General features: G+C 72.5%; 11 protein-coding genes. 4 read left to right on the top strand and 7 right to left on the bottom strand.

All coding sequences use genetic code 11. The features are described from left to right. Nucleotides 1-45: 45 nt before the first annotated feature. Nucleotides 46-645 carry a biotin transporter BioY gene (locus ABTZ03_RS02030; protein ID WP_350510914.1) on the bottom strand — a complete coding sequence of 200 codons (600 nt, stop codon included), beginning with the start codon at nt 643-645 and terminating at the stop codon, nt 46-48. Between the two features lie 267 nt (nt 646-912). Between ABTZ03_RS02030 and ABTZ03_RS02025 the strand changes: the two genes are divergently transcribed. Further along, a complete protein-coding gene (locus tag ABTZ03_RS02025; RefSeq protein ID WP_502894368.1) occupies nt 913-2,328 on the top strand; it encodes an amino acid permease in 1,416 nt (471 codons plus the stop codon). Between the two features lie 58 nt (nt 2,329-2,386). Here ABTZ03_RS02025 and ABTZ03_RS02020 read toward each other — a convergent pair whose 3' ends face one another. Continuing rightward, on the bottom strand, nt 2,387-3,019 hold the full coding sequence (locus ABTZ03_RS02020; RefSeq protein ID WP_502894367.1) for a mycothiol-dependent nitroreductase Rv2466c family protein: 633 nt from the start codon (nt 3,017-3,019) through the stop codon (nt 2,387-2,389). A gap of 219 nt (nt 3,020-3,238) precedes the next feature. On the opposite strand from ABTZ03_RS02020, the gene pepN reads away from it, so the two are divergent. Beyond that, nucleotides 3,239-5,803 carry an aminopeptidase N gene (pepN, locus tag ABTZ03_RS02015; protein ID WP_350510913.1) on the top strand — a complete coding sequence of 855 codons (2,565 nt, stop codon included), beginning with the start codon at nt 3,239-3,241 and terminating at the stop codon, nt 5,801-5,803. Between the two features lie 95 nt (nt 5,804-5,898). On the opposite strand, the gene ABTZ03_RS02010 is transcribed toward pepN, so the two are convergent. Both ABTZ03_RS02010 and acnA read right to left on the bottom strand, forming a co-directional pair. Next, nucleotides 5,899-7,212, bottom strand: coding sequence for a glycoside hydrolase family 18 protein (locus ABTZ03_RS02010; RefSeq protein ID WP_350510912.1), 1,314 nt, complete (start codon nt 7,210-7,212; stop codon nt 5,899-5,901). A gap of 166 nt (nt 7,213-7,378) precedes the next feature. Further along, entirely contained in the window at nt 7,379-10,024 is a 2,646-nt protein-coding gene (gene acnA / locus ABTZ03_RS02005; RefSeq protein ID WP_350510911.1) for an aconitate hydratase AcnA, read from the bottom strand. 285 nt (nt 10,025-10,309) lie between these two features. On the opposite strand from acnA, the gene ABTZ03_RS02000 reads away from it, so the two are divergent. Next, the gene (locus ABTZ03_RS02000; protein ID WP_350510910.1) at nt 10,310-10,843 is read left to right on the top strand and encodes a superoxide dismutase family protein; all 534 of its coding nucleotides are present in this window, start codon (nt 10,310-10,312) and stop codon (nt 10,841-10,843) included. Nucleotides 10,844-10,933: 90 nt separating this feature from the next. On the opposite strand, the gene argF is transcribed toward ABTZ03_RS02000, so the two are convergent. The 3 genes from argF to ABTZ03_RS01985 all read right to left on the bottom strand — a co-directional run bounded on the left by argF (nt 10,934) and on the right by ABTZ03_RS01985 (nt 16,331). Next, complete coding sequence (argF, locus tag ABTZ03_RS01995) at nt 10,934-11,935, bottom strand: ornithine carbamoyltransferase (protein WP_350510909.1); 1,002 nt, start codon at nt 11,933-11,935, stop codon at nt 10,934-10,936. A 176-nt stretch (nt 11,936-12,111) separates the two neighbouring features. After that, nucleotides 12,112-14,703, bottom strand: a complete 2,592-nt coding sequence (locus ABTZ03_RS01990; RefSeq protein ID WP_350510908.1) for a polynucleotide kinase-phosphatase — start codon at nt 14,701-14,703, stop codon at nt 12,112-12,114. Continuing rightward, a complete protein-coding gene (locus tag ABTZ03_RS01985; protein WP_350510907.1) occupies nt 14,700-16,331 on the bottom strand; it encodes a 3' terminal RNA ribose 2'-O-methyltransferase Hen1 in 1,632 nt (543 codons plus the stop codon). The genes ABTZ03_RS01990 and ABTZ03_RS01985 overlap by 4 nt, the downstream gene beginning before the upstream one ends. A 141-nt stretch (nt 16,332-16,472) precedes the next feature. Between ABTZ03_RS01985 and dapD the strand changes: the two genes are divergently transcribed. After that, the gene (dapD, locus tag ABTZ03_RS01980) at nt 16,473-17,462 is read left to right on the top strand and encodes a 2,3,4,5-tetrahydropyridine-2,6-dicarboxylate N-succinyltransferase (protein ID WP_350510906.1); all 990 of its coding nucleotides are present in this window, start codon (nt 16,473-16,475) and stop codon (nt 17,460-17,462) included. Nucleotides 17,463-17,561 lie beyond the last annotated feature (99 nt).

Here is a 17,561-nt window from a genome sequence, read left to right as displayed (position 1 = left end):
GTGGCATGCGGGTGCGCCCGGGCCCGACAACGGGGGCCGGGTGGGTCAGCGTCGGCCGAGCAGCTTCCAGGCGAGCGGCAGGGCGCCGGCCGCGAAGGCGGCCTTGAGCGCGTCGCCCACCAGGTACGGGTAGAGGCCCAGCTCGGCGGCGCGGGCCAGCGGGACGTGCAGGGTCAGGGCCAGGTACGGGACGCCGACGGCGTAGATGGCGAGGCTGCCGAGGACCATGGTGACGGCCGTGTTCACCGGGGTGCGGTCGGCGCCGCGGCGGGCCAGCGCGCCGGTCAGGGCGGCGGCGAGGACGAAGCCGAGCACGTAGCCGAAGGAGGGCATGGCCCAGCCGGAGGTGCCCTCGGCGAACCAGGGCAGGCCGGCCATGCCGGCCAGCAGGTAGAGCGCCATCGAGGCGACGCCGCGGCGGGCGCCGAGCGCGGTGCCGACCAGCAGGGCGGCGAAGGTCTGGCCGGTGACCGGCACCGGCGAGCCGGGGACGTTCACCGACAGCTGGGCGGCCACACCGGTCAGCGCGGCGCCGCCGACCACCAGGGCCAGGTCGCGGGCCTGGGCGCCGAGGCGGGTGGAGGCGGTGGGCAGCAGGTCGGCGAGGACGGCGCGGCGCGCTATCGGGGTGGTGGCAGTGGCCATCGGGGGCTCCTCCGTGAGGGTCCAGGTGAGTGAACACCTGTGAACCTACGCGGTGATCCACTCCCACACCGGCACGGTTTCGGACAAAGCCCCGCCCTCGGACGTTGTCGGAACCGTCCGCACGCGACGATGTGCTGTCATGGGGTCACGTACGGCGACCGGCCGGTCCGCATGGTGGGCCCGGACCGGACATTCTTGGCATGGACAGCGGCGTCGCCGGATATTGGACAGCTCATGCCGCATTCCGCAAAGTCTGGATCCACCCCTATGGCCCCCACCTCCGCGCCCCCGGCGCCCGGGAACGGCGACGCCGCTCCCCCGCCGCCCGGCGGCCAGCAGCTCAGCCACGGGCTCAAGCAGCGCCACCTGTCGATGATCGCCCTCGGCGGCGTGATCGGCGCGGGCCTCTTCGTGGGCTCCGGCGCCGGCATCGCGGCCGCCGGGCCGGCGATCATCCTCGCCTTCACCCTCTCCGGCCTGCTGGTCATGCTGATCATGCGGATGCTCGGGGAGATGTCCGCCGCCCGCCCGGCCTCCGGCTCCTTCTCGGTGCACGCCGAGAAGGAGGTCGGCCCCTGGGCCGGGATCACGGCCGGCTGGATGTACTGGGTGATGCTCTGCTGCGGCGTCGCCGCCGAGGCCACCGCCGCCGGGAAGATCGTCAACGGCTGGATCCCCGGAGTCTCCTCCTGGGTCTGGGTCGCCCTGTTCATGGTCTTCTTCTGCGTCAGCAACCTCACCGCGGTGAAGAACTTCGGCGAGTTCGAGTTCTGGTTCGCCACCATCAAGGTCGCCGCGATCATCACCTTCCTGGTCCTCGGCGGGCTCGGCATCGCCGGCGTGATCGGCCCCGGCTCCCCCGGCACGGACAACCTCACCGGCCAGGGCGGCTTCCTGCCCACCGGCGTCAGCGGGCTGATCGTCGGCCTGCTCGCCTCGGTCTTCGCCTACGGCGGCCTGGAGACGGTGACCATCGCAGCGGCCGAGTCCGACGACCCCAGGAAGAACGTCGCCAACGCGGTGCGCACCGCGGTGTGGCGGATCGCGATCTTCTACATCGGCTCGATGGCCCTGGTGGTCACCCTGGTCTCCTGGAAGGACCCGGCGGTCGTCGCCGACGGCCCGTACGTCACCGTGCTGCGCCACCTCGGGGTCCCCGGGGCCGGGACGATCATGGAGGTGGTGGTGCTGATCGCGCTGCTGTCCGCGATGAACGCCAACATCTACGGCGCCTCCCGGATGGCGTACTCGCTGGTCGGCCGCGGCCAGGGCCCCAAGGCGCTGGCCAAGGTCAGCGGCGGGGTGCCGCGGCGGGCCGTGCTGGCCTCCTGCCTGTTCGGCTTCGGCGCCGTGCTGGCCGCCAAGTTCTGGCCGGACACCGTGTTCACCTGGCTGATGAACACCACCGGCGTCGCGATCCTGGTGGTCTGGCTGTTCATCTGCATCGTCCAGCTGCGGATGCGCCGCCGGCTGGAGCGCGAGGCACCCGAGCTGCTCACCGTGAAGATGTGGGGCTACCCGTACCTGACCTGGATCGCGATGGCCGCCGTGGCGGGCATCCTCGCCCTGATGACCACCACCGAGGGCAACCGCCAGCAGCTGTACGCGGCCGGGGTGCTGGTCGCGCTGCTCAGCGTCGCCGGACTGGTCAAGCAGCGCCGGGACGCGGCCGCGCGCCCCTGACGCACGGCGAAGGGCCCGGTACCTCGGTACCGGGCCCTTCGCCGTGTCCGCGGGAGCCTCACTCGAAGGACGGACCCGCCGTCCGGGTGCGCTTGATCTCGTAGAAGCCCGGGGTGGAGGCCACCAGCAGGGTGCCGTCCCACAGCCGGGCCGCCGCCTCGCCCTTGGGGGCCGGGGTGACCACCGGGCCGAAGAAGGCGACCCGCTCGCCGTCCGCGCCCTCGACCGCGATCACCGGGGTGCCGACGTCCTCGCCGACCAGGGTGATGCCCTCCTTGTGGGAAGCGCGCAGGGCCTCGTCGTACACGTCGGTGTCCGCCGCGTCCGCCAGCTCGGCGGGCAGGCCCGCGGCCACCAGGGCTGCCTGGATCGTCTCCCGGTTCTGCGGCAGGCCCTGGTTGTGGAAGCGCAGGCCCAGCTCGGTGTAGAGGCGGCCCAGCACCCCGTCGCCGTGCTGCTGGGCGGCCGCGATGCACACCCGGACCGCGCCCCAGGCGTTGTCCAGCAGCTCGCGGTAGTTCTGCGGCAGGTCGCGGTGCTCGTTGAGCACCGACAGGCTCATCACGTGCCAGTTCACGTCGACCGGGCGCAGCTGCTGGACCTCGATCAGCCAGCGGGACGTCATCCACGCCCAGGGGCAGGCCGGGTCGAACCAGAAGTCGGCGGTCTTGCGCTCAGCGGCAGTCGTCACTGGGTCTCGTCCTTCGTGAGTGTTCCGAGGCGGCGCGCCCCACGAGGAATCCCAACACCCGCCGGGCGCCGCTGATTCCGGCCCCCGCCCACGGGCTGTGCAATGGTACCGATCGGGGCGGGCGTGAAAGGATGCCCCCGCGTGCGCGATGCACACCGCGCACGGACCCGCACCACCCACGCAAGCACCACCGTGCGAGCCGGACAAAGGAGTACCGCCGTGCCGGGCAAGAACCTCAGCCGCGAGGAAGCGCAGCAGCGAGCCGGCATCCTGGCCGTCGACGGCTACCGGATCCGGCTGGACCTCACCTCGGCCCCCGACCCGTCGGCCGCCACCTTCCGCTCCACCACCACCATCGCCTTCCGCTGCTCCGAGCCCGGCGCCGCCACCTTCCTCGACCTGCTGGCCCCGGCCGTCCGCTCGATCACCCTCAACGGCCGCGCCCTCGACCCGGCCACCGCCTACGACGGCGCCCGGGTGCACGTCGACGGCCTGGCCGCCGAGAACGTCCTCACCGTCGAGGCGGACTGCGCCTACAGCCGCACCGGCGAGGGCATGCACCGCTTCGTCGACCCGGCCGACGGCGAGACCTACCTCTACACCCACTACGAGCCGGCCGACGCCCGCCGGGTGTTCGCGAACTTCGAACAGCCCGACCTGAAGGCCCCGTTCACCTTCACGGTGACCGCCCCGGCCGTCTGGGACGTGCGCTCCAACGCCGCCCACGAGAGCACCACCGTCGAAGGCGACGCCCGCACCTGGGAGTTCGCGCCGACCAAGCCGATCTCCACCTACCTCACCGCGGTGGTGGCCGGCCCGTACCACGTGGTCACCGACCACTACAGCCGCGAGCTCGCCGACGGCAGCACCCTGGACATCCCGCTCGCCGCGCTGTGCCGCCGCTCGCTCGCCCCGCACTTCGACGCGGAGGAGATCCTCGGCGTCACCAAGCTCGGACTGGACTTCTTCCACGAGGAGTTCGACTTCCCGTACCCCTTCGGCAAGTACGACCAGTCCTTCGTCCCCGAGTACAACATCGGCGCGATGGAGAACCCCGGCTGCGTGACCTTCAAGGAGGAGTTCGTCTTCCGCTCGAAGGTCACCGACGCCGCCTACGAGTCCCGCGCGAACGTCGTGCTGCACGAGATGGCGCACATGTGGTTCGGCGACCTGGTCACCCCGCGCTGGTGGGACGACCTGTGGCTGAAGGAGTCCTTCGCCGACTTCATGGGCTCCTACGCCCTGATCGGCGCCCGCACCCGGTACTCCTCCGCCTGGGTCACCTTCGCCAACCAGCGCAAGGCCTGGGCCTACCGGCAGGACCAGTTCCCCACCACCCACCCGATCACCGCCGACATCCGCGACCTGGAGGACGCCAAGCTCAACTTCGACGGCATCACCTACGCCAAGGGCGCCTCCGTCCTCAAGCAGCTGGTCGCGTACGTCGGTTCGGAGGCCTTCTTCGAGGGCGCCCGCCGCTACTTCCAGCGGCACGCCTACGGCAACACCGAACTGGGCGACCTGCTCGGCGTGCTGGAGGAGACCAGCGGCCGCGACCTGAAGAGCTGGGCCGCCGCCTGGCTGCAGACCGCCGGCGTCGACGCGCTCACCCCGCAGGTCACCACCGACGCCGAGGGCCGGATCACCGAACTGGCCGTCCTCCAGGACGGCGACGTGCTGCGCCCGCACCGGATCGCGGTCGGCCTCTACGACCGGGACCCGGACGGCGCCCTGGTGCGCACCGAGCGGATCGAGCTGGACGTCACCGGCGCCCGCACCGTCGTCGCCGAGGCCGCCGGCCGCCCCCGCCCGGCCCTGGTGCTGCTCAACGACGAGGACCTCACCTACTGCAAGATCCGCTTCGACGACGGCTCGCTGGAGACCCTGCGCACCGGCCTCGGCGACATCCGCGACGAACTGGCCCGGGCGCTCGCCTGGTCCGCGGTCTGGAACCTCACCCGGGACGGCCTGATGCCGGCCCGCGACTACGTCGCCCTGGTGCTGCGCTTCGCCGGCCAGGAGGGCAACATCGGCGTGCTGCAGTCGCTGCACGCCCAGGCCAAGACCGCCGTCGACCTGTACGCCGCCCCCGAGTGGCGCGCCGAGGGCGCCCGGCAGCTCGCCGACGGCGCCCTGCGCGAACTGCGCGACGCCGTCCCCGGCAGCGACCACCAGCTCGCCTGGGCCCGCTTCCTGGCCCAGACCGCGGGCGGCGCCGAGCACCTCGGCCTGGTCCGCGGCCTGCTCGCGGGCAGCGCCCGGATCGACGGCCTGGAGGTCGACCAGGAACTGCGCTGGTCGCTGTGGCTGGCACTGGCCGCCGCCGGACAGGCCGGCGACGAGGAGCTGGCCGGGGAACTGGCCGCCGACAACACCGCGGGCGGCAAGCGCCAGTACACCCAGTGCCTGGCCGCCCGGCCCACCGCGGAGGCCAAGGCCGCCGCCTGGTCCGCCGTGGTCGACTCGGACGAGCTGCCGAGCGCCCTGGTCGAGGCCAACAGCGCGGGCTTCGCCGTCCCCGCCCAGCGCGACCTGACCGCCCTCTACGCGGCGCCGTACTTCAAGCTGCTGGAGAAGGTCTGGGCCGAGCGGACCATCGAGATCGCGATGCGGATCGTCGGCGGCTTCTTCCCGATCGCCCAGACCGACGCGCAGACCCTGGCCGAGGCGGACGCCTGGCTGGACGGCCACCCGCAGGCCGCGCCGGCGCTGCGCCGCCTGGTGCTGGAGCGCCGCGACGACCTGGCCCGCGCGCTGCGCGCGCAGGCCTGCGACCGGGCCTGAGGCCGTGGAGCCGTAAAGCCGTAAAGCCGTAAAGCCGTAGAGCCGGAGGGGCCCGCCGACCGCGTGTCGGCGGGCCCCTCCGTCGTTCCCGGGGGTCAGTCCCGGCGCAGACCGCGGTCCAGGGCGGCGATCGCGCTGCCCCGGGCGTCGTCGCCGTCCAGCGACCAGACCATCACCCCGGCCAGGTCGTTCCAGCGTGCGTAACGGGCCTTCTCGGTGAGCACCTCGGCGGTGTCGTAGCTGTAGAAGGTGGAGCCGTCGTACTTCCAGGACGCGCCGTGGTCGCGGTCCAGGTACACCTTGCCGGGCAGCGCGTTGAGCTCCTGGTAGGAGTGGTCGGGGGCGGCCGCCCCGGCCCCCTGGTACAGGCCGCCGCGCTGGCCGGGGGCGACGCCGGTCCAGCCGTGGCCGTACAGCGGGGCGCCGAGGACGAGCTGCTCGGCGGGCAGGCCGCGCTCCTGGTAGTGGGTGACGGCGCCGTCCGCGCTGCGGCCGCGGGCGTCCGGGTCGGCCGGGTCGGCGTAGAGGTTGGCCTGGTGGTTGGTGGGGCCCTTGCCCTCCCAGGGGCCGTGCAGGTCGTAGGTCATCAGGTTCAGCCAGTCCACCGAGCGGCTCAGTTCGGGCAGTTCGAGCCGGTCGGCGACGGTCTCGTTGGCGGCGACGGCGGCGGTGAGCAGGGGGTGCCCGCCCTTGCGGCCGCCGAGCGCGTCGAGCTGGGTGCGGAACTCCCGCATCAGCAGGGTGTAGTTGCGTCCGTCCTCGGGGCGGACCACGTTGCCGGCGTCACCGCCGCCGCCCGGGTACTCCCAGTCGATGTCGATGCCGTCGAAGACCCCGGCGGCCGCGCCCGGGCCGCCCTCCGGGGAGCCGGCCAGGACCGGCAGGTTCCCCTTGAGGTAGAGGTCGATGCAGGAGGAGACGAACTTCTTCCGGGAGGCGTCGGTGGCGGCGGCGTCCGAGAAGTACTTGGACCAGCTCCAGCCGCCCAGCGAGATGACCGTACGCAGCTGGGGGTTCTTCGCCTTGAGCTTGCGCAGCTGGTTGAAGTGGCCCTTGAGCCGCTGGTCCGGGGTGTCGGCGACGCCGTCGACGGACTCGGCGGCGGAGAAGGGTCGCTGGTAGTCGTCGCGGGCGTCGCCCTGCCCGGCGTCGTTGCCCTCGAAGCAGGTGCCGTCGGCGGAGACGTTGCCGAAGGCGTAGTTGACGACGGTGAGCTTGGCGGCCTGACCGGAGTCCTGGACCCGCTTGGCGGAGCTGTCGGCGCCCCACTGGGTGAAGTAGCCGACCCGCTGGCCCTTCAGCTTCGGGCCGTGCCCGTGGTGGCCGTCGGCGGCGGAGGCGGTGGCGGGGGCCGCTATCAGGGCGGCGGCAGTGGCGGCGGCGAGCAGGGCTGAGGCGCGAGTGGGCATACCGGAGCCGTTCTCTGAGGCATCGTCAAATGGTCTGGACCAGATTGCACAGAGGTTTAGTCCATCGACGGCCGCCCGCACAAGGGGGCGGGGCGGAACGGCGCAGCATGCAGAAGGGGCCGGACCGCGCGGTGCGGTCCGGCCCCCTCGGGCGCTAGCTCGGAGCTCAGCCGATCAGCGAGCGCAGCACGTACTGCAGGATGCCGCCGTTGCGGTAGTAGTCCGCCTCACCGGGGGTGTCGATGCGGACGACCGCGTCGAACTCCTTGTCACCTGCCTTGACCTTGACGGTCTTCGGGGTGCGGCCCTCGTTGAGCTCGGTCACGCCGGTGAAGGAGAAGGTCTCCTCGCCGGTCAGGCCGAGGGACTCGGCGTTCTCGCCCTCCGGGAACTGCAGCGGCAGGACGCCCATGCCGATCAGGTTCGAGCGGTGGATGCGCTCGTAGGACTCGGCGATGACGGCCTTGACGCCGAGCAGCGCGGTGCCCTTGGCGGCCCAGTCGCGGGACGAGCCGGAGCCGTACTCCTTGCCCGCCAGGACGACCAGCGGGACGCCGGCGGCCTGGTAGTTCTGCGAGGCGTCGTAGATGAACGACACCGGGGCGTCGGCCTGGGTGAAGTCGCGGGTGTAGCCGCCCTCGGTGCCCGGCGCGATCTGGTTGCGCAGACGGATGTTGGCGAAGGTGCCGCGGATCATGACCTCGTGGTTGCCACGGCGCGAGCCGTAGGAGTTGAAGTCACGCTTCTCGACGCCGTTGGCGGTCAGGTACTGCGCCGCCGGGGTGCCCGGCTTGATGTTGCCGGCCGGGGAGATGTGGTCGGTGGTGACCGAGTCGCCCAGCTTGGCCAGGACGCGGGCGCCGGCGATGTCGGTCACCGGGCTCGGGGTCTTGGCCATGCCCTCGAAGTACGGGGGCTTGCGGACGTAGGTGGACTCGGTGTCCCACTCGAAGGTGTTGCCGGTCGGGACCGGGAGCGACTGCCAGCGGTGGTCACCGGCGAAGACGTCCTGGTAGCCCTTGTCGAACATGGCCTCGTCGATGGAGCCGGCGACGGTGTCGGCGACCTCCTGCTCGGTCGGCCAGATGTCGGCGAGGAAGACGTCGTTGCCGTCGGCGTCCTGGCCCAGGGCGTCCCGGGTGATGTCGATGTTCATGTTGCCCGCGAGGGCGTAGGCGACCACCAGCGGCGGGGAGGCCAGGTAGTTCATCTTGACGTCGGGGTTGATCCGGCCCTCGAAGTTGCGGTTGCCGGAGAGCACCGAGACGACCGCGAGGTCGGCCTCGTTGACGGCGGCCGAGACCTCCTCGGGCAGCGGGCCCGAGTTGCCGATGCAGGTGACGCAGCCGTAGCCGACCAGGTTGAAGCCCAGCTTCTCCATGTACGGGAGCAGGCCGGCCTTCTCGTAGTAGTCCATGACGACCTTGGAGCCGGGCGCCAGGGTGGTCTTGACCCAGGGCTTGACGTGCAGGCCCTTCTCCACGGCCTTCTTCGCCAGCAGGGCGGCGCCCAGCATGACGGAGGGGTTGGAGGTGTTGGTGCAGGAGGTGATCGAGGCGATCACGACCGCGCCGTTGTCGATCTCGTAGGTCGAGCCGTCGGGGGCGGTGACGGCGGTCGGCTTCGAGGCCTCGGCGGAGTAGGTCGGCAGCGCCTCGGCGAACCGCTCGGCGGCCTCGGCCAGGATCACGCGGTCCTGCGGGCGCTTCGGGCCGGAGATCGACGGGACGACGGTGGAGACGTCCAGCTCCAGGTACTCCGAGTAGACCGGCTCGTGCGCCGGGTTGTGCCAGAGGCCCTGCTCCTTGGCGTAGGCCTCGACCAGGGCGAGCTGCTGCTCGTCACGGCCGGTCAGGCGCAGGTAATTGATGGTCTCGGCGTCGATCGGGAAGATCGCGCAGGTCGAACCGAACTCCGGCGACATGTTGCCGATGGTGGCGCGGTTGGCCAGCGGGATGGAGCCGATGCCGTCGCCGTAGAACTCGACGAACTTGCCGACCACACCGTGCTTGCGCAGCATCTCGGTGATGGTGAGCACCAGGTCGGTGGCGGTGGTGCCGGCCGGCAGCTCGCCGGTCAGCTTGAAGCCGACGACGCGCGGGATCAGCATGGAGACCGGCTGGCCGAGCATGGCGGCCTCGGCCTCGATGCCGCCGACGCCCCAGCCCAGCACGCCCAGGCCGTTGACCATGGTGGTGTGCGAGTCGGTGCCGACGCAGGTGTCCGGGTAGGCCTGGCCGCCGCGGACCATGACGGTGCGGGCCAGGTGCTCGATGTTCACCTGGTGGACGATGCCGGTGCCCGGCGGGACGACCTTGAACTCGTCGAAGGCGGTCTGGCCCCAGCGCAGGAACTGGTAGCGCTCCTTGTTGCGGCCGTACTCGATCTCGACGTTCTGGGTGAACGCGTCCTTGGTGCCGAACTTGTCGGCGATGACGGAGTGGTCGATGACCAGCTCGGCCGGGGCCAGCGGGTTGATCTTGGCCGGGTCGCCGCCCAGCTCCTTGACCGCCTCGCGCATGGTGGCCAGGTCGACCACGCACGGCACGCCGGTGAAGTCCTGCATGATCACGCGGGCCGGCGTGAACTGGATCTCCTGGCTCGGCTGGGCGTTCTCGTCCCAGCCGCCGAGGGCGCGGATGTGGTCGGCGGTGATGTTCGCGCCGTCCTCCGTGCGGAGCAGGTTCTCCAGCAGCACCTTGAGGCTGTAGGGCAGCCGCTCGGAACCCTCGACGGCGGAGAGCTTGAAGATCTCGTACGACTCGTCGCCCACCTGCAGCGAGCTGCGGGCGTCGAAGCTGTTCGCGGACACGACTGACTCCTTCTGGGTGCTTCGTGCGGTATCCGGCCGCCACGCGGTGGTAAGGTCAGCCTTAGTTAGGCCTGCCTAACCCGCATCGCCGGTGAGCGCCTCTCGGCAAGTATCTTGATGTCGAGATATATCGTAAGGGGCAGTTATCTCGATGTCGAGATAAACCATAGTGCATGCCGCCGCCATCACCACCGCAGGCATGCCCCGGCGGGCGACCAGTGTCCGGTGGCGGGTGCGGGCGTTGAGCAGGGTGACCGTCACCCTGACCGTGGAAGGCCCGAACCGATGCCCGCTCCGCTCGCCACCGCCCTGCTGCCGCTGGCCCTGCTCGTCCCCGCCGCCTCGCCGGTCTCCGTCCTGGAGGCGCACTTCGACCCGGCGACGGCCTTCGTCCCGCCGGCCGCGATCAGCTACGCCGAGGACCTGGTGCCGTACGGCTCGCACGCCCGGGTCGTCACCGACCGCTCGGAGCCCGGGCGGACGGTGCTCACCCTGACGGTGGCCGGGCTCGCCCCCGACCACGAGTTCCCGGTGCACCTGCACACCGGCGACTGCGGGGCCGACCCGGCCGCCTCCGGGCCGCACTACCAGGACGTGGTCGACCCGGTGCAGCCGTCCACCGACCCGGCGTACGCCAACGACCGCAACGAACTGCGGCTGGTGCTGCGCACCGACGCGGACGGCGGCGGCACCGCCCGGGCCGCGGTGGACTGGCAGCCGCGGCCCGGGGAGGCGCGCTCACTGGTGGTGCACGCGGGCACCCCGGCCGCGCCGCACGCGGCGGGCGACCGGGTGGCCTGCATCAAACTGGCGCACTGACCGGCCGGGGGCCGGGGCTGGGCCGGGCCGACCGGCCGGACAGGCCGGGCCGGTCGGACTGGTCGGACTGGTCGGACAGGCCGGGTCGGCTCAGGAGCCGAGGGTGGCGACCAGGACCGCCTTGATGGTGTGCAGGCGGTTCTCGGCCTGGTCGAACACGATGGAGTGCGCCGACTCGAACAGCTCGTCGGTGCACTCCAGCTCGGTCATGCCGGTCGCCTCGTGCATCTGCCGCCCGACCACCGTGCCGAGGTCGTGGAAGGCCGGCAGGCAGTGCAGGAACTTCACGTTCGGGTTGCCGGTGGTCCGGACGGTTTCCATCGACACCTGGTACGGCTTGAGCAGCTCGATCCGCTCGGCCCACACCTCCTTGGGCTCGCCCATCGAGACCCAGACGTCGGTGTAGAGGAAGTCGGCGGCGGCCACGCCCTCGGCCACGTCCTCGGTCAGGGTGATCCGGGCGCCGGTCCGCTCGGCCAGCGCCTGCGCCGCCTTGCGCACCTCGTCGGCCGGCCAGAGCTCGCGCGGGGCGACGATCCGGATGTCCATGCCGAGCAGGGCGCCGGTGACCAGCAGCGAGTTGCCCATGTTGGAGCGGGCGTCGCCGAGGTAGGCGAGGGCGACCTCGGTGAGCGGCTTGGCGGTGTGCTCGGTGACGGTGAGCACGTCGGCCAGCATCTGGGTGGGGTGCCACTCGTCGGTCAGGCCGTTCCAGACCGGGACGCCGGCGTACTGGGCCAGCTCCTCGACGATCTCCTGGCCGTGGCCGCGGTACTCGATGCCGTCGAACATCCGGCCGAGCACCCGGGCGGTGTCCTTCACCGACTCCTTGTGGCCCATCTGCGAGCCGGACGGGTCCAGGTAGGTGGTGCTGGCGCCCTGGTCGTGCGCGGCGACCTCGAAGGCGCAGCGGGTGCGGGTGGAGGTCTTCTCGAAGATCAGCGCGATGTTCTTGCCGCGCAGCCGGGGCTGCTCGGTGCCCGCATACTTGGCCGCCTTGAGTCCGGCGGCGAGGTCCACCAGGAAGCGGAACTCCTGGGGCGTGAAGTCGAGCTCCTTGAGGAAGTGCCTGTTCCGGAGGTTGAAGGCCATACCGGGCTCCTGGGGTGACGGGAGTTGCGGGAAAGCGGCAAGTGTATACGACTAACGGAATTTCTATACAGAGCGAGGTCGAAGGAGGGGAGTCCCGGGCGGAACTCCCCTCCTTCGCCGCCTTCCGCAAGTCTCCGCCGGTCTCCGCCGGTCTCCGCCGCCGTCCGCCGCGCCTCCTACAGTCGCGGGTCGACCGGCTCGGACTCCAGCGCCAGCACCGCGAACACCGGCTCGTGCACCCGCCACAACGGCTCCCCCGCCGCCAGCCGGTCCAGCGCCTCCAGGCCCAGCGCGTACTCGCGCAGCGCCAGCGAGCGCTTGTGGCCCAGCGAGCGCATCCGCAGCCGCTCCAGGTGCTCGGTGTAGTCCGGGCCGTAGACGATCCGCAGGTACTCCCGGCCGCGGACCTTCACCCCCGGCTGCACCAGACCGCCCGGCCGGCCCTCGCCGCGGACCGTCCGCACCACCGAGGCCAGCGGCTTGACCACCATGCCCTCACCGCCCGCCGCCGTCAGGTCCTCCCACCAGGCGGTGGCGGCGGCCACCGAGGCCTCGTCCTCGACGTCCACCAGCATCCGACGGGTGCGGTGCAGCACCGGGGCCGTCGGATCGTCGGCCGCCACCAGACGGTCGATCCACGCCAGGTGCGCGTCGTGCGGGCGCACCGCGAGGTTCGCCCCCTCGGCGGCCAGCAGCTGGAACGGCGCCAGCCGGATGCCCGACAGGCCCTCGGTCGGCCAGCAGTAGCGCCGGTACGCCTCGGTGAAGGCCCGGGCGTCGGCCGCCCGGCGACGCTGGCGGGAGGCCAGCTCCCCCAGCTCCAGCCCGCGCGCGGCCGCCTGCTCCAGCGCCGACAGCACCTCGGGCAGGGCGGCCCCGGCCGCCGCGCCGACCGCGGCGTACTGGCGGCGCAACAGCTCCACCGCCTTCAGCGACCACGGCATCAGCTCGGCGTCCAGCAGCAGCCAGTCGGTGCCCAACTCGTCGAACAGGCCCGCCCGTTCGGCCGCCGAACGGACCCGGCCGAGGACCGCCGCGGTCAGCTCCTCGTCGTCCAGGAAGGCCCGGCCGGTCCGGGTCCAGATCGCGCCCGGCCCGGCCACCCCGAACCGCCGCTCCAGCGCGGCACCGTCCCGGGCGACCAGCAGCACCGCGCGCGAACCCATGTGCTTCTCCTCGCACACCAGCTGCCGGACGCCGTCCGCGCGGTAGGCGAGGAAGGCCTCCTCCGGGTGTTCCAGGTAGCCCTCCCGGCGGGAGGTCGGGCTCGGCGCCATGGTCGGCGGCAGGTAGGCGAGCAGCCGCGGGTCCAGCGCGAAGCGGCTCATCACCTCCAGGGCCGCCGCGGCGTTCTCCTCCCGGACCGCGACCCGGCCGTGCAGAGCGGTCTCCACCACCCGCCGCCCGGCCACGTCGGCGAGGTCCAGCGGACGGCCCTCCCGGGCGCCCGGCGCGTCGCTGAGCAGCGGACGCACCGGGGCGTACCACTCCCGCTCGGCCTCGACGCCCACCAGCTCGCGCTCCGGGTAGCGCAGCGCGGTCAGGCTGCCGCCGAACACGCAGCCGGTGTCCAGGCAGATGGTGTTGTTGAGGAAGCTCGCGGTCGGCACCGGGGTGTGGCCGTAGACCACCAGGGCCCGGCCGCGGTACTCCTCCGCCCACGGGTAGCGCACCGGCAGGCCGTACTCGTCGGTCTCGCCGGTGGTCTCCCCGTACAGCGCGTGCGAGCGCACCCGGCCGGAGGCACGGCCGTGGTACCGCTCCGGCAGACCGGCGTGGCAGACCACCAGGGCGCCGCCGTCCAGCAGGTAGTGGCTCACCAGGCCACGCATGAAGGCCCGCACCTCGGCCTTGAACTCCTCGGACTCACCGGCCAGTTGGTCCAGCGACTCGCGCAGGCCGTGCGAGACGGTGACCTTCTTGCCGTCCATCGCCCGGCCGAGCTTGTTCTCGTGGTTGCCCGGCACGCAGAGCGCGTGGCCGGCCGCCACCATGCCCATCACCAGGCGCAGCACGCCCGGGGTGTCCGGGCCGCGGTCGACCAGGTCGCCGACGAACACCGCGGTGCGGCCCGCGGGGTGGACGGCGTCCACCGGGCGGCCCTCGGCGTCCCGGGCGAGGACGTAGCCGAGCCGGGTCAGCAGGGTCTCCAGCTCGGAACGGCAGCCGTGGATGTCGCCGACGACGTCGAACGGGCCGGTGAGGTGGCGCAGGTCGTTGTACCGCTTCTCCAGCTCGATCCCGGCGGCCGCCACCTCCGCCTCGCCGCGCAGGACGTGCACCTTGCGGAAGCCCTCCCGCTCCAGGCCGCGCAGCGAACGCCGCAGCTCGCGGTGCTGGCGCGGGACGACGTGCGCGGGCAGCCGGCGGTCCGGGCGGGAGCGGTTGCGCTCGGCGCACACCCCGGGCGGGACGTCCAGCACGATCGCGATCGGCAGCACGTCGTGCGCGCGGGCGATCGCGACCAGCTGGCGGCGGGCCTCCGGCTGGACGTTGGTGGCGTCCACGACCGTCAGGCGGCCGGCCGCCAGCCGCTTGCCGACGATGTAGTGCAGGACGTCGAAGGCCTCGGCAGAGGCGGACTGGTCGTTCTCGTCGTCGGCCACCAGGCCGCGGCAGAAGTCGGAGGAGACCACCTGGGTGGGGAGGAAGTGGCGGCGGGCGAAGGTGGACTTGCCGGCGCCGCTGGTACCGATCAGGACGACGAGGGAGACGTCGGTGACCGGGAGACGGCGGGGGGCGGTGCTGCCGGTTTCTTCGTCGGTCATCGGGGGTCGCCTCCTTCGGTGACGGTGGTGGTTTCGGTGGTGGTGTCGGTGGTGGTGTCGGTGGCGTCGTCGCCCTCGACACGGAACAGGGCGAGCTGGGTCGGCGGGCCGACCTCCGGGTCCTGCGGGCCGACCGGGCGCAGCTCCACCGTGTAGCCGTACGCCGCCGCGACCTTCTCCGCCCAGGCGGCGAACTCGGCCCGGGACCACTCGAAGCGGTGGTCGGCGTGCCGCGCCCGGCCCGCCGGCAGGCTCTCCCAGCGGACGTTGTACTCGACGTTGGGCGTGGTGACGACGACCGCCCGCGGACGGGCCGCGCCGAACACCGCGTACTCCAGGGCGGGCAGCCGCGGCAGGTCCAGGTGCTCGATCACCTCGCACAGCACCGCCGCGTCGTAGCCCTTCAGCCGGGCGTCGGTGTACGTCAGCGCGCCCTGCGCCAGCGTCACCCGCGCCGCCTGCCGCTCGGGCAGGCGCTCCAGCCGCAGCTTGCGCTTCGCGACCTGGAGCGCCCGGGCGGACACGTCCACGCCGAGGATGCCGGTGAACCGGGCGTCCTTCAGCAGCTCGCCGATCAACTCGCCCTGGCCGCAGCCGAGATCGGCGACCCGGGCGGCGCCGGTGTCGCGCAGGGCGGTGAGGATCGCGGTGCGGCGCTGCTCGGCGAGGGAGGGCGGGCGGGGCTGCTCGACCTGCTCGGGGGCGCTGCGGGTCTCGGGCGTTTCGGGGGTGTCGGGGGTGTCGGGGGTGTCGTCGTCCGGGCGGTCGTCGACCGCGTTGTCGACCTCCTCGACCTCGCGGTCGTCCGCCTCGGCCAGCCGGGCCAGCTCCAGGCGCTCCATCGCGACCCGGGTCAGCGACCAGCGCCGGGACAGGTAGCGCCGGGTGATCAGGGCGCGCTCCGGGTGGGCGGCCAGCCAGCCCTCACCGGCGGCGAGCAGCTTGTCCACCTCGTCCGGGGCCACCCAGTAGTGCTTGGCGCCGTCCAGCACCGGCAGCAGCACGTACAGCTGCTGGAGCGCGTCGGCGAGGCGCATCGTGTCGGAGGACAGCACGAGCCGCACGTAGCGGGACTCGCCCCACTCCGGGAAGGCCTCGTCCAACGGGACCGCCGTCGCCTCCACCCGCCAGCCCAGCGGCTCGAACAGCCGGGCCGTCATCGCCGGGCCGCCGCTCCCGGGTACGCCGTCGGCGGGCGTGCCGCTCGCGGCTACGCCGTTCGCGGGTACCGCGGGCAGCTCGATCCGCAGCGGGCGGACCTGCCCCGGCAGTTCCGGGCGGAGCGGGCAGTCGCCCTTCATCGCCGAGCGGAACACCGTGCGCAGCGCCACCGCGAGCAGCGAGGACGCGGCGTACGGGCGGTCGTTGACGTACTGGGAGAGCGCGAAGTCGGGCGAGCCGCCGCGCCCTCTGCCGTTGCCCCGGCCCTTGCGGACCAGGTCGATCGGGTCGATGTCCAGCAGCAGCGCCGCCGTGCAGACCTCGTCGTCCGCCCGTGGGTAGAAGACATGGGCCTCACCGTGCGACGTCGTGAAGCGCTGGACCTTGCCGGGATGCTTGTGCAGCAGGAACCCGAGATCCGTCGCCGGGCTCTCGGCGCTGCCGGTAGTGGAAATCGACATGAACACCCGGCCGAGTATTGCCCAGCGGACGGCGTCCGAGCACCGGGTTTTCCCGCCCCGCGAGCCGCTGGCCTGCGGCTCCGGCGGGCACGTCCGGACCCTGGGCGTGTTCGGCAGCGGAGCCCCGCATTGGTTAACGTGCACGGTGTGACTGCTGAATCCACCTCCCTCCCGAACGGCGCCGTGGCCACCGGTCTGGCCACCATCGCCGCCGACGGCACCGTCCTCGACACCTGGTACCCCGCCCCCGCGCTGGCCGCCGAGCCCGGCCCGGCCGGCACCGTGCGCCTGACCGCCGAGCAGGCCGAGGCCGAGCTCGGCGCCGGCGCGGCCGCCGCCCTGCGCACCGACGCCCGCCGCGGCGTCGAGGTGGTCGCCGTACGCACCACCATCGCCTCGCTGGACGAGAAGCCGCTCGACACCCACGACGTGTACCTGCGCCTGCACCTGCTCAGCCACCGCCTGGTCCAGCCGCACGGCCAGAACCTGGACGGCATCTTCGGTCTGCTCGCCAACGTCGCGTGGACCAGCATCGGCCCCGTCCCGGTGGACGGCGTCGAGCAGGCCCGCCTCGCCGTCCGCGCCGAGGGCGGCCAGCTCGCCGTGTACGGGATCGACAAGTTCCCGCGGATGACCGACTACGTCGCCCCGAGCGGCGTGCGCATCGCCCACGCCGACCGCGTCCGGCTCGGCGCGCACCTGGCGGCCGGCACCACCGTGATGCACGAGGGCTTCGTCAACTTCAACGCCGGCACCCTCGGCACCTCGATGGTCGAGGGCCGGATCAGCGCGGGCGTCGTGGTCGGCGACCACAGCGACATCGGCGGCGGCGCCTCGATCATGGGCACCCTGTCCGGCGGCGGCAAGCAGGTCGTCTCGGTCGGCGAGCGCTGCCTGCTCGGCGCCAACGCGGGCATCGGCATCTCGCTCGGCAACGACTGCGTGGTCGAGGCCGGCCTGTACGTCACCGCCGGCACCCGGGTCACCGCCCCGAACGGCGAGGTGGCCAAGGCCGTCGAGCTGTCCGGCCAGGACAACCTGCTGTTCCGCCGCAACTCGCAGACCGGCGCGGTCGAGGTCATCGCCCGCTCCGGCTCCTGGGGCGGCCTGAACGCGGACCTGCACGCCCACAACTGACCTGCGGGCCACGGCCCTTGGGGGCCGCAGGCCGCTGGGCACAGCGGATCGGAGGGGCCCGGCGCCGGATGCGCCGGGCCCCTCCGGCCTGCCCCGTCA

It is taken from the genome of Kitasatospora sp. NPDC096077, from assembly GCF_040303245.1.
Taxonomy (GTDB): domain Bacteria; phylum Actinomycetota; class Actinomycetes; order Streptomycetales; family Streptomycetaceae; genus Kitasatospora.
This window is presented reverse-complemented; position numbering and strand designations above follow the sequence as displayed.